The sequence below is a fragment of the Sphingobacterium sp. 40-24 genome, assembly GCF_001899705.1.
GTDB classification, from domain to species: domain Bacteria; phylum Bacteroidota; class Bacteroidia; order Sphingobacteriales; family Sphingobacteriaceae; genus Sphingobacterium; species Sphingobacterium multivorum.
On the sequence record NZ_MKWH01000021.1, the window covers coordinates 393,887 to 409,385 of the forward strand.

10 protein-coding genes and 1 tRNA gene are annotated in these 15,499 nt (G+C 41.3%); 3 read left to right on the forward strand and 8 right to left on the reverse strand.

Annotated features, from left to right (window positions below; genetic code table 11):
- Positions 1–15 precede the first annotated feature (15 nt).
- Positions 16–2,610 (reverse strand): phosphatidylglycerol lysyltransferase domain-containing protein, encoded by a 2,595-nt coding sequence (locus BGP15_RS08505; RefSeq protein WP_286769222.1) that lies wholly within the window; start codon positions 2,608–2,610, stop codon positions 16–18.
- A 124-nt stretch (positions 2,611–2,734) separates the two neighbouring features.
- Between BGP15_RS08505 and BGP15_RS08510 the strand changes: the two genes are divergently transcribed.
- On the forward strand, positions 2,735–3,970 hold the full coding sequence (locus BGP15_RS08510; protein ID WP_286769223.1) for a glycosyltransferase: 1,236 nt from the start codon (positions 2,735–2,737) through the stop codon (positions 3,968–3,970).
- Between the two features lie 4 nt (positions 3,971–3,974).
- Here BGP15_RS08510 and BGP15_RS08515 read toward each other — a convergent pair whose 3' ends face one another.
- Both BGP15_RS08515 and dcd read right to left on the reverse strand, forming a co-directional pair.
- On the reverse strand, positions 3,975–5,084 hold the full coding sequence (locus BGP15_RS08515; RefSeq protein ID WP_286769224.1) for an MBL fold metallo-hydrolase: 1,110 nt from the start codon (positions 5,082–5,084) through the stop codon (positions 3,975–3,977).
- Positions 5,084–5,620: a dCTP deaminase gene (dcd, locus tag BGP15_RS08520; RefSeq protein ID WP_046673098.1), complete on the reverse strand. Its 537-nt coding sequence runs from the start codon at positions 5,618–5,620 to the stop codon at positions 5,084–5,086. The genes BGP15_RS08515 and dcd overlap by 1 nt, the downstream gene beginning before the upstream one ends.
- Positions 5,621–5,739: 119 nt before the next feature.
- Between dcd and BGP15_RS08525 the strand changes: the two genes are divergently transcribed.
- Both BGP15_RS08525 and BGP15_RS08530 read left to right on the forward strand, forming a co-directional pair.
- Entirely contained in the window at positions 5,740–6,381 is a 642-nt protein-coding gene (locus BGP15_RS08525) for a 4'-phosphopantetheinyl transferase family protein (protein ID WP_286769225.1), read from the forward strand.
- Between the two features lie 110 nt (positions 6,382–6,491).
- Positions 6,492–6,563: transfer RNA gene (locus BGP15_RS08530), tRNA-Glu, on the forward strand.
- Between the two features lie 155 nt (positions 6,564–6,718).
- Here the strand turns inward: BGP15_RS08530 and BGP15_RS08535 are convergent.
- The 5 genes from BGP15_RS08535 to BGP15_RS08555 all read right to left on the reverse strand — a co-directional run bounded on the left by BGP15_RS08535 (position 6,719) and on the right by BGP15_RS08555 (position 15,393).
- On the reverse strand, positions 6,719–8,062 hold the full coding sequence (locus BGP15_RS08535) for a BT_3987 domain-containing protein (RefSeq protein WP_286769226.1): 1,344 nt from the start codon (positions 8,060–8,062) through the stop codon (positions 6,719–6,721).
- Positions 8,063–8,087: 25 nt separating this feature from the next.
- The gene (locus BGP15_RS08540; protein WP_115046354.1) at positions 8,088–9,926 is read right to left on the reverse strand and encodes a RagB/SusD family nutrient uptake outer membrane protein; all 1,839 of its coding nucleotides are present in this window, start codon (positions 9,924–9,926) and stop codon (positions 8,088–8,090) included.
- A gap of 14 nt (positions 9,927–9,940) precedes the next feature.
- A complete protein-coding gene (locus BGP15_RS08545) occupies positions 9,941–13,258 on the reverse strand; it encodes a TonB-dependent receptor (protein WP_286769227.1) in 3,318 nt (1,105 codons plus the stop codon).
- 180 nt (positions 13,259–13,438) lie between these two features.
- The gene (locus BGP15_RS08550; RefSeq protein ID WP_286752813.1) at positions 13,439–14,611 is read right to left on the reverse strand and encodes a FecR family protein; all 1,173 of its coding nucleotides are present in this window, start codon (positions 14,609–14,611) and stop codon (positions 13,439–13,441) included.
- 203 nt (positions 14,612–14,814) lie between these two features.
- Entirely contained in the window at positions 14,815–15,393 is a 579-nt protein-coding gene (locus BGP15_RS08555) for an RNA polymerase sigma factor (RefSeq protein WP_112375096.1), read from the reverse strand.
- Positions 15,394–15,499: the final 106 nt, after the last annotated feature.

A 15,499-nucleotide genomic window follows, 5' to 3' on the forward strand; every position in this document is an offset into this window, starting at 1 on the left:
AGCATCTACATGAAGCTATTCGTTCGGTTTCATTACTTTGACCAGTGCTACAGGAAGTTGTATGAGATCAAAATCATTATCAAATATAAGGTATTTATTTTCCCAAAATGTCGCATACTTCTCTTTAAAGTCGCGCAGGCTATGGTAATGTTTAAAGTTACCCAATCGTGTTGAGGCAAATTTCATAATCTTTTCTGCGGGACTATCTGTCGCCCCCAACCCCGTCATCGGTACCATGCCCAAATTTAGATAGACGTACTTTTTGGCCTTAGCATACGCAATAAGCTCAACAATCAATGCATCCATGCTACCACCCGGTGCATCAAGAGACTTCCGAATCATATCGTAGGTGCACTCATCTTTCGCATAATCGGGGATGATATTCAGAAAGGCTACGATAGTATTCTGCTCATTTTTCAGTACAACGATATCTTGCAAAATAAGCTCATTTTCGTCAAACATCCCTTGCGAAAAAACCATTTCCTTTTTATCAAATGCGCTCAACCATTCATCAGATATCACTTTCAATTCGGCTATAACTTCTTTCTTTTGCGGTGCCTTCAAAACTTCCGTAGCAAAGCCCTTTTTTTGAATCGCATTCAGCCCGTTACGCAAAGACTTTCGGTCTTTGCCCTCCAACTTAAATGTATCGAGTTCCAATACCGCCTCTTGTCCAATGGTGATCTTTTGCTTGCGCAGGGATGAAAAATGAACCAAACTATTTTCGTCAACGCGGTAATAAATGGCCTTTAATCCATTGGCATAACAATATTGATCAAATTCCTCGACTAGCTCTTCCTTATCCCCCTGTTCACAGACAGGTTCATCCAATACAATGGCAAATTCATTGGCCAAGCGATAGGCGGTAAATCCCTCGGATACTTCTGAGAAAAACAAACTCTTATCTTTTCCCAATTTAAAAAAATCCATGGGAGACTGACCAAACTCAATCAATAATTGTTCTGCACGTTCCAATTCAGATTGGCTGGAGTCTTCATCTGCCAAGAGACGGGGGCGGGCTAACGCATAGATTAGGAGAAACCAGCAAAAAAGTCCAAGTACCTGGGTGATCCGCAGAAATTCTTGACCAAAAACAGTTTGGGGCATCAATTCATCATCGGCAAACAAGAGGAAACTCCGTGCTGTATGATAGATGGATTGTCGCCAGGTGAAGTCAACACCGAAATGCTGTTTATCAATGAAGTAGAAGCTCATTACGTCAAAAAGGCATATGGCTAGGAGAGCGACAAAAAATGTGATAAACCCAATTCGCACCCAACGAATATTACTCTTGATCCGATATTGCTTATAGCTCATGGCCAGTAAAATCAAGGTCAATAAAGCAACCGAAGCTTCTTCATAGTCCAATGCCTTAAACACGTGCCCAAAAAGCGACAAGGCGCTAAACACTACGGCGATCCAAAATGCAATTCGGAAACCTTTGATCAAGTAAGCCGAGGTCACCAACAGCCCTAAGCCTAACACTAACACCATAAATTTGGACGCGTGAATTGCTTCTAAAGGCAAATAGAAACGATCAAGTTTCATCCGGTCGGCCAAAGGAGGCGTCAATACAGATACGAGATTTACCATGCCCAAGAAGAAGATAAGCAGCGCCGGGCCAATACGTGCCAGCAATTGTTTCCCACGCCATGCAAAAGCCAGAAGCCCCAGGACTAAAGGTAACCAAAATTCGAATGCCCGGTAGAGAATTGTAATGCCCAATCCTTCTGCCTGCGAGTAGCCGTACACTTTAAAAATATACAGCATAGTCAACTCTACAGCCCCAAGCCCCCGTAGAAAAGGAGAAACAATCATCAATACCACCGAAACAGTATAGGCAATAGCCGCAGCCTCGAAAGAGTGGTCCAAACCAAGGGCATACATACTTACAAAAGCATGGGCAATGCCACAGCATTCAACGACCATCGATGCCAGCATGGTACCCAACAAATATTTTAGCTTGACCTCTCCTGAGAATATTTCATCGATATTAGAGGCTACAGCAGGAAATTTTAGTTCAACCCAGCGATAGACGCCTTTGTGTGTTCTAAAAGACCAAACGAGCCAAAATACGACGCCCAGAAGCAGCCCCAAAACCACCAATGAGATCCAGGCATCACCAAAATTTTTATTGTGCCAAATCGTATACAATATAACAGGTACACCGATCAGAAAGACCGTCAGTAGTCCGACATAGCCATACAGCGCCCCTGCTTGATGAATTTGCGTCGTATTCAAATTTCTTTTTCGCAACTGCGTCGTTGTATATGCCAAAGAACTAATCCCACCCGCAGGCAGAAACACACTAAGTAAATTTCGCTTGAGGAAAAGATCAATAGCGATTCTCAGGTTAATAGAAAGGCCTATCGCTTTAAAACTCTGCACATACATCAATCCCTGAAGTACAATATAGACGAGAGTAATTCCAACGCCGACCAAAACCCAGGTTAGATTGGCCGCACGCAAATGTGGAATGATGGCAGCAAGCTCTTTTCGTTCATTTCTAAAAAATACAAAGGCCAACAAAATAACCAAAACAGCTATTAGTTCCTTCCAATAGGTCTTTGGTGAAAAATGTCGAATTCGTTGCGCAATAGTTTTGGCCATATAATCGTTTAATGATGAATAACCTTGAGATATAGTATAAACACGAAATAAAGCTAATCGTTTGAAAATGACTAATTGTTAATTTTTCGTCAATTCTTTTCACATTAATCAGTAATTTTCCGGCATGAAAGAGAAAAAGGTTTTGTTCATCGGACTGGTGTGGCCAGAGCCAACATCTTCAGCAGCGGGCTTCCGTATGATGCAATTAATTGAGACGTTTGTTAATCGCTCTTATCAGATTACATTTGCTTCTGCTGCTGCCAAATCGCCGTATAGTGCACCTTTACAGTCTCTCGGGATCCAGGAACAGGCCATCGTACTGAATAGCAACAGCTTTGATGAATTTATTGCGCAGCTTAAGCCCGACATTGTTGTATTTGACCGCTTTATGGTAGAAGAGCAATATGGTTGGCGTGTTGCACAGCATTGTCCAGATGCACTCCGCGTACTTGACACGGAAGATTTGCATTTTTTGCGTCAGGCGAGACAGACATCCGTCAAAAATAACGGTGATTTTTCCTTTCAAGAGTTATTTACCAATACGGCCAAACGGGAAATTGCCGCGATATTGCGCAGTGACCTCTCGTTGATCATTTCCGAATCCGAAATGAAGATTCTGATCGAAGAATTTCGCATTTCACCCGATATCCTTTATTATCTCCCTTTTCTTGAAGATGAGATCACTGCTGCCGATGTGGAGCAATGGAACACCTTCGAAGAGCGCAAGAACTTATTATTTATCGGAAATTTTATCCATGAGCCGAACTGGCATACGGTACAATACCTAAAAACACAAATCTGGCCGCAATTACGGAAGATGCTCCCAAAAGTAGAATTACACATTTATGGCGCCTATGCAACCCAAAAAGTACTACAGTTAAACAACCCAAAAGAGAATTTCCTGATCAAGGGCCGAGCGGAATCTGCTCGTCTGACCATGGAAAGTTACCGTCTACTGGTGGCTCCAATTCAATTTGGTGCCGGTGTGAAAGGGAAGTTTATCGACGCCATGCAGACAGGTACACCATCTGTCACCACGAAAGTTGGTGCAGAAGCCATGAAGGGCAATTTGGACTGGAATGGCTTTATCGAAGACGATCCCGAAACGTTCTGCCGAAAGACTGTTGAGCTCTACGAAAATGAAGATCTTTGGAAAACGGCCCAAGAACATGGTATCCGTATTATCAACGAACGTTATGAAAAACGAAAGTATCAGTCCGATTTTATGACTAATCTATCTTTATTAAAAGTACAGATTGACAGGCATCGTCAACAAAACTTTATTAGTCAGATATTATTGCACCACACGATGCAGAGCACAAAATATATGTCTTTATGGATCGAGGAAAAAAATAAATAGATCCTTAGTTAACTTCCCGCCACCAAGGGGCGTATACGGTATCTAATTTATTCAAATGGATCATTTCCCCTATTTTTGGCGTAAGCAGTGTGATCTGTTCTTTGTTCGCCGTATCGTAAAATTTCTCCATGGGTTCTTTCCAATCGTGCATCGCCAACGCGAATTTAGAAGAGTGAACGGGTAAAATAGCTTTGGCCTTCAGATCCTTCGTTTCAGCAGCCCATTCATCAGGTAAAGAATGGATATAATGCCAGGCATCGTTATACTGGCCATTTTCCAAGATCGCTAAATCAAATGGACCAAATTGGTCACCTATTTTTTTGAAGTGCTTACCATACCCACTATCTCCCCCCAAGAAAATGCTGTACTTAGAAGTTTTTAACACAAAAGATGTCCACAAGGTATTATTCCGTGTAAATCTACGTCCCGAAAAGTGCCTTGCGGGTGTGAAGGTTACTTGAAAATCGGGCGCCAGTTTTATCTGGTCATACCAATCACCCTCGATGATCTGATCGGCCTTGTATCCCCAAGATTCAAAATGCGCCCCTACTCCGAGACCACAGATCACCTGACCGACTTTATCCCGCAATTTCACAACAGTCTCATAGTCCAGATGATCGTAATGATCATGCGAGATAAACAAATAGTCAATTTTCGGAAAAACCATCGCCGCATAGTCGACCGACATCTTAAATGCTTTATTGCTACCTGGTATGGGAGAAGCATTTGAGCTGAATACTGGATCTACCACTATTAATTTTCCATCTAACTTCAATAGATAGGAGGAGTGACCAAACCAAATCAGTACGTCATCTGCGGGAAGATGTGCTAAATCGCATTCCATAGCTGGCAATACACTGATAGGTTTTAAGTGGGGATTCTTGTTGAAAAGGAAATCCCACAACAAAGAGACCATATTCACATCGCCTTTCAACGATGGCGTTACTTCGAGGTTATGAAAAATACCATTTTTAAAATTGGGGGACTGTTTCATACGTTCAAGCCGAGCTCCTTTGAAACTTCCGCCAAACATTGGATGAACAAAATAATAAAGCACGCTACTGATGAGCGCAATCAATAGCGTCGCTAATACAATCCATCCAATCGTTTTCATTAGAAGTTATTCTTCCACATCATCGACTCCACCGGACGGATGGTCTTGCCATTGTATTTTGCGTTACCTTTGGTGTTATAAAATGTCTCGATATCGCCTTCTACAGCAAAATAGATCAATTGTCCAATTGGCATTCCCGCGTAAACCCGAACAGGCTGAGCAACCGAAATTTCCAAGGTCCAGGTATTACAGAAACCGACATCGCCCTTTCCTGCAGTTGCATGAATATCTATCCCTAAGCGACCAGTACTCGATTTGCCCTCTAAAAAAGGAACATGTTTATGCGTTTCGGTATACTCTTGCGTAACACCTAAATAAAGGGTGTTGGGTTCCAAGACGAAACCTTCTTCCGGGATTTCAAAATGCTGAATTTCATTGTGCTTCTTGGCATCAAGTACACGGTCTGCATACGTTGCCAAATATTTCCCCAAATGCACATCGTAGGAATTTGTTCCTAAACATTTACGATCAAATGGTTGAATGACAATGCTGCCATTTTCAATCTCTTCGAGAATTCTTTTATCAGATAAAATCATGTGTATCAAAATAGCAAAAGCATCAGGCAATGCTATACAAATTCAAAAATACAGTTCTCCCACTAATTTTACTTCATTTTTCAAAACAAAAATCTGCGATTTGTTTTTTAAATTTGGGTATGAGTCTAGTGTATCTACGTGAAATTGATAGCCAAACCAAATTTGCAATTTGGCGAATTGAGGAATCGGACGACGATTTACTGTCGAAACTTCAATTGGATGAACGTGAAAAAGCGAAATTAGGGTCTTTCAACAAAGGGAAAAGACGGTTACATTGGCTTGCCACCCGTGTGCTGTTGCGCACCTTATTAAACACATCCCGTTATATAGAATGTCCATCTGATGCAAATGGCAAGCCTTATCTCGCCAATTTCCCCCAAAAAATATCACTTTCACACTCATTTGATTATGCCGCAGCTATGATCAGTACAAAAGGAGAGGTGGGTATCGACATGGAAATCATCAAAACAAAAGTAGAGCGTATCCAACATAAGTTTCTAAAACCTGCGGAGCTTGCATTCATCGCACAGGATGAGAACCGATATGAGCAGCTTTATGCTTGCTGGTGCGCTAAAGAAGCGATTTATAAACTTCAGGGAAATGCAAGGGTCTCCTTCTTGAATAACATGACCATACAACCATTCGACTATCAGGTGCAGGGTATATTAAAACTCGAACTCCACAGCGATCAACATACACATCTATATGACGTACATTACGAGAAGTTCAATGAATATATGCTCGCCTACGCTGTAGAATAGGTCCTTTAAAAAAATAATTTTTCTCAATTTCAATGAATTAGCACACAGACAGCACTTTTTTTTTGTGCTTTTTGAAAAAGCTTCTATATTTGCATCATCGAAAACGATATGGCCCGTTCGTCTAGGGGTTAGGACGCAAGATTTTCATTCTTGAAACAGGGGTTCGATTCCCCTACGGGCTACAAAAAGCGACTTCAAAAGAGTCGCTTTTTTTATTTTAGGAACAAATATTAAAAAAGCAAAAAAGTCACTCCGGAAAATGGAGTGACTTTCAGCTCTACCAGATTGCAAGCTAGACTATACTTGAAGTTGTATTATGTCTAATCTCGGATGCATTTTATAATCCTTTGACATATACTTCTGCTATAGCGGATGAAGGCGGACGATTACTTGCTGTTACCGTACATTTTAAATAACGGGCTTTTGTCGTCGGAACATTCACGGCCAAAGTCGATTTGGGACTGTTTGTTCCGAAATCAATCTTCCCTATTGGATTATATGTTTTATTGTCATTACTAGTCGAAAACTCAACGACTTTTAGGTCATTATTCCATAACCTTCTTGTTAATTCAATCATCATCACATTATATTCCTTTCCAAAATCTATTATGACATAATGCGGTAATGGGGGTTCTCCTCCCATCCAGACATTATGCCAGTAGGTATCGGGATTCCCGTCCAATATATTTTCCTTTTCACCACCGCCAATCCATTCGGAAGAAGCCGCAATTACTTTCCAGCCACTACGGGGGATATCTGGCGGTTGAAAGGACACTGGAACCAATATTGTCGAAGCATCGGGGTTAATACCATTTTTTGAAACAGACTTAATCCGTAAAGGCAACGCATACTCCCCAAATAAATTGGTTGTTCCATCAATAAGTCCTTTTTTCAGAATAGTGTATGAAAAACTCGTTTTATTCTCCTTTTCAGCAATTTTATAAGGCGCAGGTAAAAGCTGATAGGCCGCTTTTGGTAGTAATTTCAACTTCTTATCGTCTGATACCGTTCCGTTGTAATTATCCAAAATCACGGGATCCACTTCAATTTCATAGTCAAGATTCCATTGATTGGGATAATTGGTGACCAATGTCGCTTTTCCTACGACCTGTTCAGCTCCTGTGGGGCTCAGTTTGATCTGATCAAGCTGCAGACCCGGTGAAGTGAATTCCAAAAATGGGTCTTTAACGTTAGGAATCAACAATGTCGTTGCCATTTCAGGTTTCAGCGCATGTACCCCCCCTCCCTCTGCTTCAATGCGGCACGGAAGCACATATAATTCCTTATATTTTCCTTGCAGCACTTTTATGCGCTCAGTATCAAAAGCAACTGCAATATCCTGCAGATAATCCTTTTTTTCAAAGGCTAGTGTTGTATTTGCAATTTTATAGCAGTCAGCAGGAAGCAGCTTATAATTTGTCCCTTGCTGCGCGTTATAGGCTGCTAGGTACGCTTCGTCAATCTTGAAGTTTATCTTTGCTCCCTGTTGTCCAATTCCAGCCTTAACAACAGTTACATTATAATCAAATTTTCCCCAGTCAAATACCGTTATTTTATTCTCTTTGAAATCTCTGAAATAAATGGTGTCGTCGACCATGTTGTTCATTCGATCATCCTTTTGACATCCATTCATCAGGAAAAGTGTCAACAGGAGAACACAATAGGATATATAATTTCTCATCGTTTTCAGTATTATTTAATAAGTACTACCATCCATAGTTCTGTGTAATGTTGATCATCTCGCTCAGTTGCTTTTGCTGTATCGGGAAGAAATAATGTTTGGCCTGAAAACTTCGCTTTCCAGGAAAAACATCTTTGGTCCGTTCCCAAGAGGATTCATAAGAAGTTGCGGCAACATTACGGGTATAATAGGGCTCATTCATTTCTTCCTCTGCAATCATCCAGGTTCTCAGATCGGGGTAACGATGGCCTTCAAATGCCAATTCGACCATTCTTTCTTTTCGCAGCAATACCCGCAGGAGTTCTTTATTTCCCCGAACCTCTGGATAAGCAACTTCCAAGTCGTTCAAGCCGCTCCGTTTACGTACCAGGTTGATATATTTTAACGCCTCCACTTCATCACGAGCAGGTTTTTCATTGCAAGCCTCCGCGTAGTTTAGATAGATCTCAGCCAGACGATAATATGGCCATGCAAACTGCCCCCAGTTACCTGCTTCGATATCATTTGTTGGATCACTCATTCTCCGCCACAAGTAACCTGACTTTACGCAGTCGCCTGTTTTCGTATACGAAGATGTTCCGCCGTCAAAGAATGTCACCTGTCTGGGTTGAGGTTTTGGATTGGTCCAATACATTCCATTTGCCAAAATGGATGCGTAGAAACGTGCATCCCTTCCGACACAACTGTTGTGCGCCTTAAAGGAGGCAAAATTGTCTAACGGATGTACATAGTTATCTGTAAATCCCGTTTCTTGGTATCCTGATTTTTCATCAATTATAGGCTGTCCATTGCTACTGTAACCTGTAATCGGGTAGCGTCCTGAACTTGCCATCGGATAGCTGTCGACCAGTTTTAGCGAAGGTGCATAACCGCCCCAGCCCATCGTCACAACTCGCGGTGGAGCCGTACGGACGTTATAATTGAAGCCGTCATCAGACCATCTTCCCCAAATAATTTCCGAATTCCACTTATCAAAATAAATACCCATGTAGGATTTAATTGCACGTCGAAAAGAGTTCGTCTCTTTGTTATCTTGGTAAAGTGCATACACATTCAGGTCAATCAACGCTTTGGCAGATTTGGCCGCAAGCTCCCATTTATTGGGATCTGCGGTTTGTGGAAATAAGAATTCACCGCTTTTATTCCTTATTCCTATATAAAGTTTCGCTCCGTTAAATAGCGGCCTAGCCATATACAGCAGTAATTCAGATTTTGCGGCCATCACAGCCCCTTTTGTCAATCGACCATACCAGGCTTGATCAGTTATTTCCTGTGGCAATACGGCACTTGCTTTATCAAATTCAGAAACTATGAAATCCACATTTGTCTGCAAAGACATACGATCTACTGTTGTTGGATCAATTTTACTATCGGGAGCACGATCGCCCCATACAAATACAGGTCCATATCTTTTTAAAAGCAGATAATAAAAATAGGCTCTTAAGAAACGGGCTTCGGCTTTCATAATATCTTTAGTAGCAGCACTCAATTCCACATTTCTATCAATATTTTCAATGAAAATGGTTGCCTGATTAATCCCTTTATAATTCTGTTCCCAAGTTGTATAATCCTGGGTTGTCACGCCCCATGCCCCATTCGCAAAGTTAAGCCATGGAACCCAGGCTACCCATGAAAATAAGGCTTCATCACTCAGCGGAACATTTCCGCCTTCACCATTGAACATATCATGTTCTATAGGCAAATAGCCATACACCTGAGCCAGATATTGTTCCGTGGTTTTCCGTTTATTAAAAACCTCTTCTAAAGTCATTTGATTTTCTAGATCCACGTCGAGATATTTGCTACATGCCCCGAGGGAAAATACCAGTAATAGGCAGGAAATCGAGTATATATACTTTTTCATTATTATCTTTCAGATTAAAGTGTTACACTTAAACCAACATTAAATACACGCATTTGAGGATAGCTGCTTCCTGACACTGTTTCCAGTTCAGGATCCCACAACTTGAACTTACTGAATGTGAACACATTTACGCCTTGTGCATAAATACGCACGATTGACATTTTCCATTTTTCCGTGAGCTGCTTTGGCAACGTATAGCCCAATTCTAGATTCTTCAAACGGATAAAGCTCATATCGCGTTGCCATAAAGTGGAAGCCTGAGAGTTATTGGCAATATTAAATGAGAGCCGTGGATAAGTTGCATTTGGATTAGGGTTGTCTGCACTCCAGCGGTGATCAGCGACATCCGAATAGATCTGTCCATAGCCCCAGATGTTGCCAGTTTGACCATATAGAGGTCCTCCCGCTATAATCCGGGATATTTGTCCAACGCCATGGAAAAAAGCCGATAGATCAAATCCTTTCCAAGATACACTGGCGCCAAATCCATAATTCCATTGCGGCATATCTGTATCACCTATCGCTACTTTATCTTCTTCTGTAATTTCGCCGTCTCCATTGATGTCCCGATATTTTACATCACCGGGACGTATCACATCGCCATAGCGTTGAATCGGGCTATGCGCGATTTCCTCTTCTGACTCAAATAGCCCCAAAGCAATTAATCCGCGCTGCTGTCCCCAACGTTGTCCTATTTCAGACTGATATGCCCATCTTGGAATTGGCTTGTCATCAAATAATTTTTTATTTCGATTGTAAGTTAGATTACCCCGGACCTGTATGCCGACTTCCCCCTGGCGATGATTAAATTCCAAGGATCCTTCGGCCCCTTTATTTTGCATCTGTCCAATATTAACATAGGGTTTTACATTAATTCCCACGATGGAAGGCACACTTTCCTGAAGAATGTAAATTCCATCACGTTTCTCCGCAAAATAATCGGCCTGTATGGTCAATTTGTTGAAAAGGCTTAACTCAACCCCGATATTACGCTTTAATGCACTTTCCCAGGCAACCAGTGGATTCCCCGGATAACCGGTTGCTATACCCTGAAGATAATTTTTGCCACCAATGCCGAAAGAATAGCCACCATCGAGCTTCATTTCTGAATTGTAAGCAAATCGACGTGAACCACCGATTTTATCGCTACCAATCCGACCAATTGATCCCCGAATTTTCAGAAAGTTAACGACAGGCAATAGCGACTTAAAGAACGCTTCATTACTAATAACATAGCCCATAGCCAGGGAAGGAAAGAAACCAAAACGTTTCTTTGGCGCAAAGTTCTCAGATCCATTGTAGCCAAAGTTACCTTCGATAAAATAGCGGTCCTGGTAGGAATAGGTCAAACGTGAAGCAATCCCCGTATTACGATAGGGGAATGCTGCGATATAATCCCGTTCTGGAAAGTTATTTGTCCGCTCGCGCATGGAGAATAAAAATAGTCCTCCGACGCGATGCTTGTTTCCAAACAACTGGTCATACATCAGGGAACTTTCAAAATTAGTCGCACGCTCTCCCGAATGATAGTCGGCTAAAGCAAGATAATCGCTGCCATTACCGTTATCTTTTAAAATAAGATTCCCTTCGCTGTCCCGCGGTTTTGTTTTGTCAACATAATAGGTGGTTGGTGCCTTTCTTTTGTCTAATGTCGAAGAGTTCTTTGCATCCCAGGAAAATTTAACATTCGCTTTTAAACCGGGAGTTATCAACTCCGAAAAATCTTGAGTGATACCAATCAACGACTGCGCATTATTCCAGAAATCCTTCGAGAATCCAGTAGTATTGAGCGAATAATAGGGATTTTGTCCTCCTTGTGGCTGTGCATAGGCGCCATTTGAAAACTGGGTAGGTGTTGCCACTGGTGTGGTGTGGAGCACAATATCATACATATCGCCCAAATTTACACCTAATCGGTTTTTTGTTTCGTATTGATTGGAGAGGTTTAGGTTTACTTCAGTCGATCGAGACAGTCTAATATCAACATTCGATCTAAAATTAATCCGGTCGAAATTCACAGATGGATCATAATTCGATGTTTTTCGAGGCTGAAAGATCCCATTCTCTTTCATATAAGAACCCGAAACGTAATATTTAATAAAATCTCCTCCTCCAGTCACATTTACATTCAAACGTTCATTTGATGTTCTCTTTTTAAAGATCTCTTGCATCCAATCCACATTTGGATAGACATCTGGATCTACTTTATTCACATATTTATTTATCTCTTCTTGTGTCAATGGGGCTTTTCCAGAAGCTTCAAAATTGATATCGTTATAATAATCTAACCATTGAGCAGCATTTGCCAATTTCGGTAGGACAACAGGTTCCAACATACCGCGCTCAACACGTGCATTGATACTCGGTTTAACACTTTTCTTTCCCCTTTTTGTTGTAATGATCACAATACCATTTGCTCCCCTTACGCCATACACGGCTGTGGCAGTTGCATCTTTCAAGACAGAGAATGACTCGACATCCTCGGGGTCTACGAGGTCCATGGGACGTTCGATCCCGTCCACCAATACCAGTGGACCGGTCCCCCCCGCAAAACTGCTCACCCCACGTATCCAAAATGACGTTGCAGAGCCGGGCTCTCCCGAACCTTGAACCGTAACAACGCCCGCCATCTGTCCCGCCAATGCGCTGCTGATCTTAGCAACGGGAGTTTTTAATTGTTGTGGAGAAACGCTACTAATTGCACCCACTACGCTAATTTTACGTTGCTTTCCATAAGCAACAACTACAGCTTCCTCCAGATCGCTTACCGCAGGCTCCAAAGTGATCTTCAGCTGATTTGACGCACTAATATTCCGCTCAAACGACTGAAATCCTACGAGCGAAAACTGCAGCACCTTATGCTGATCTTCAATTTCCAAGGCAAATTGCCCCTGCGCATCGGTCTTCGTTCCAATAGTTGTCCCCTTAACCGAAACCGTGACACTTTCCAATGGCGCTCCCTTCGTATCAGACACAACCCCTGTTATTCTACGCCGCTGCAAGAACACCGCGGTGCTGGAAGCAACTTGCGGAGAACCCACTTTGGCCATAATCAATACCGTGTTCAGATTCAATTCGTAAGTCAGGTTTCTTTCCGACAGAAACTCTTGCAGGACCTCTTTAAAGTTTTTGTGATTTGCTTTAATGGTCACTCTTTTCTGTTTATTAATCAAACTGTTATTGTACAAAAACTCGTACCCCGTTTGTTTTTGAATCTCATCCAGGACGTCCACCAAACGTCCATTTTTTATATCCAATGTCACTTGTTGACCAAAGCTAGATGCATGAACATGCACCATGGAGATGATGAGGATTAGTATGCATACTTTCATCCTGATAAATGCTTTTACAAAGAATTTTTGTGTAAAAAAGCAACTTTTGCTATTCCTTTTATACATTTGTATAGGTTTGGTGTTAAATGGTTTATAACTCAATTAGGTTTATTTAATTGCTAAACTACGATCGGGAGTGTTGCGAGCACTTCCGATTACTTTTAGCTCAAAGTCTCATTGTTACATAACAAGGACCCTCCCATCCTGAATTTTAAATTTATAATTGGATATTTTTTCCAGCTGCCGGAGTAAATCCGAGAGCTTTTTGGTCCGCTTTATCATCCCCGTAAATTTATCGGTGGACGATGAATTCACCTTCACTTCTTTGATATCATACCATTCGCCCACTTTTTGCAAGACAGTCTCAATATTATCTTCTGTAAAGCGGAAGAAGCCATCCCGCCAAGCGAGAACCTCTTTTAGGTCGGCTTCCTGTACGGAAATTTGTTTCGTATGCAGATTGGTTTGTGCTTGCATTCCAGGGCTTAAAATCTGCTGATTATGCCCCGCACTTACAGCAACCTTACCTTTGATTAAAGTGGTCAGGATTTTAGTTTTGCTGAGATCAGAGGCAATATTGAATTGTGTTCCCAACACTTTGACCTGGGTTTGTTTCGTCTGAACAATAAATGGTTTTCTACTGTCATGAGTGACATCAAAATAAGCTTCACCATCCAAGGATACCGTTCGGTTATGTTCATCAAAATGTGTTGGATAGGTCAAGCTCGCGCCCGAGTTTAGTTGAACTTGTGTGCCATCAACCAACTTCACGGTCAATGCGCTACCTTTTGGACTCAGGAAAGTTCTCATCTCAGATTTGCCCTCGACATTATTTTTAACTTGATATACTACTGTACCATCTGTTGCTTTAATGATGCTCAGACCGTTTTTATCCAAGGTTTCAGGATGATCTTCTGAAATTGAATATTGGTCACCATTGGAAAGTTTAAGTATAGGCGCACCGTTTTCTGGCAAGGCGATTTCCCTTGGTGAGACGGCTTGTTGAGAAGTTCCTTCCTTCGCGCTTTGTTGGACCAGAAACAGAATTGAAAAACAAAAGACAACAATTGCGGCAGCAATCCCCCCCCATTTGATGTAGCGCAGCTTTGATTTTCTTTCATCTCCTATCTCTTTATGATGTCCGCCTATTCGACTTGAGATCTGATTTAAAACCTGATCCCTGTTAAATAGCTCCGAGCGTTCAGGAACTCTTTCGCCCATACGTTCAAAAAGATCGGAGAACTCAGCTTCTTCCAGCTGATCTAATTGATCGAGCATCTCTTTCAATTCCGAACGAGAGATTGTATTCCTAAAATAATGGGTTAGCAAATAGCGTAGTCTTTCTTCTTGCATGGTCAAATTGGTTCGTACTTTCTAAGTATTTATTTCAGTACACCGCAAAAACAGAAAAGGACTACAGGAAGAGATATTTTTTTTATTTTTTTTAGATCCTTATGAAATTGTTATAGGTATAAAATTTCCAATGGAACTTCAGTCCAACTGTTTAGCATATCGATAAGCAGTTAGGAGGATTCCATCAATCCATGAAATCCTTTTCAAAAAAAATAGAAAAATAAGGATAATAGCCGATTTCGTCCAGAACGGACTTGTTTTAAATGTTTCGATGCTCTCGCAAGATGGTTTTTTACTGTGTTCTTAGAAAGATTGAGTTCCGCTGCGATTTGATTGTGGGGTATTCCTTCAATTCGACTTAATGTAAAAACAAGTTTTTGTTGTTCAGGAAGTTGAGCAAGGTAATTTTCTATTTCATCGGCAAGTTCCTTTCGTTCTATTAAACCATCGGCCCTATCCGAATGATGTTCAATATGGTAATATAGAAGCTCAAAGGCCGAATGAGAACGTTTGATGCTTCTTAGTTTATTGAGACACTCTCTTTTAGTCAATACATAGAGGAACGGCCAGAGATCCACATCCTGTTTTATAGTTTCTCTATTGGTCCACAGTTTCACGAAAACTTCCTGCACAACATCCTCGCTCCAACCTGTATCTTTCAGCAAGTGAAAAGATACATCGAAAATGCGGTCTGCATATCGTTCGTAAAGTTTTGGTAAAACAGCCTGCTTCCCTATAGAGAGCGCTTGGATCAAATTGGCTTCATCATTTTCTTTTCTCATAACTAAAGCTCCCAATCTTCAGTTTATTGGTCATTGTGCTTTTCAGGTAACAATTAGATTACAAGGTCAAGTTAACAATTATTTCTACATATTAATCAAGCATATT

Excerpts from the sequence above, each read along its gene's own strand:
- BGP15_RS08550 (WP_286752813.1), bottom strand. The coding sequence starts at position 14,611 with ATGCAAGAAGAAAGACTACGCTATTTGCTAACCCATTATTTTAGGAAT.
- BGP15_RS08540 (WP_115046354.1), bottom strand. The coding sequence starts at position 9,926 with ATGAAAAAGTATATATACTCGATTTCCTGCCTATTACTGGTATTTTCC.
- BGP15_RS08505 (WP_286769222.1), bottom strand. The coding sequence starts at position 2,610 with ATGGCCAAAACTATTGCGCAACGAATTCGACATTTTTCACCAAAGACC.
- BGP15_RS08545 (WP_286769227.1), bottom strand. The coding sequence starts at position 13,258 with ATGAAAGTATGCATACTAATCCTCATCATCTCCATGGTGCATGTTCAT.
- BGP15_RS08555 (WP_112375096.1), bottom strand. The coding sequence starts at position 15,393 with ATGAGAAAAGAAAATGATGAAGCCAATTTGATCCAAGCGCTCTCTATA.
- BGP15_RS08535 (WP_286769226.1), bottom strand. The coding sequence starts at position 8,062 with ATGAGAAATTATATATCCTATTGTGTTCTCCTGTTGACACTTTTCCTG.
- BGP15_RS08510 (WP_286769223.1), top strand. The coding sequence starts at position 2,735 with ATGAAAGAGAAAAAGGTTTTGTTCATCGGACTGGTGTGGCCAGAGCCA.
- BGP15_RS08525 (WP_286769225.1), top strand. The coding sequence starts at position 5,740 with ATGAGTCTAGTGTATCTACGTGAAATTGATAGCCAAACCAAATTTGCA.
- dcd (WP_046673098.1), bottom strand. The coding sequence starts at position 5,620 with ATGATTTTATCTGATAAAAGAATTCTCGAAGAGATTGAAAATGGCAGC.
- BGP15_RS08515 (WP_286769224.1), bottom strand. The coding sequence starts at position 5,084 with ATGAAAACGATTGGATGGATTGTATTAGCGACGCTATTGATTGCGCTC.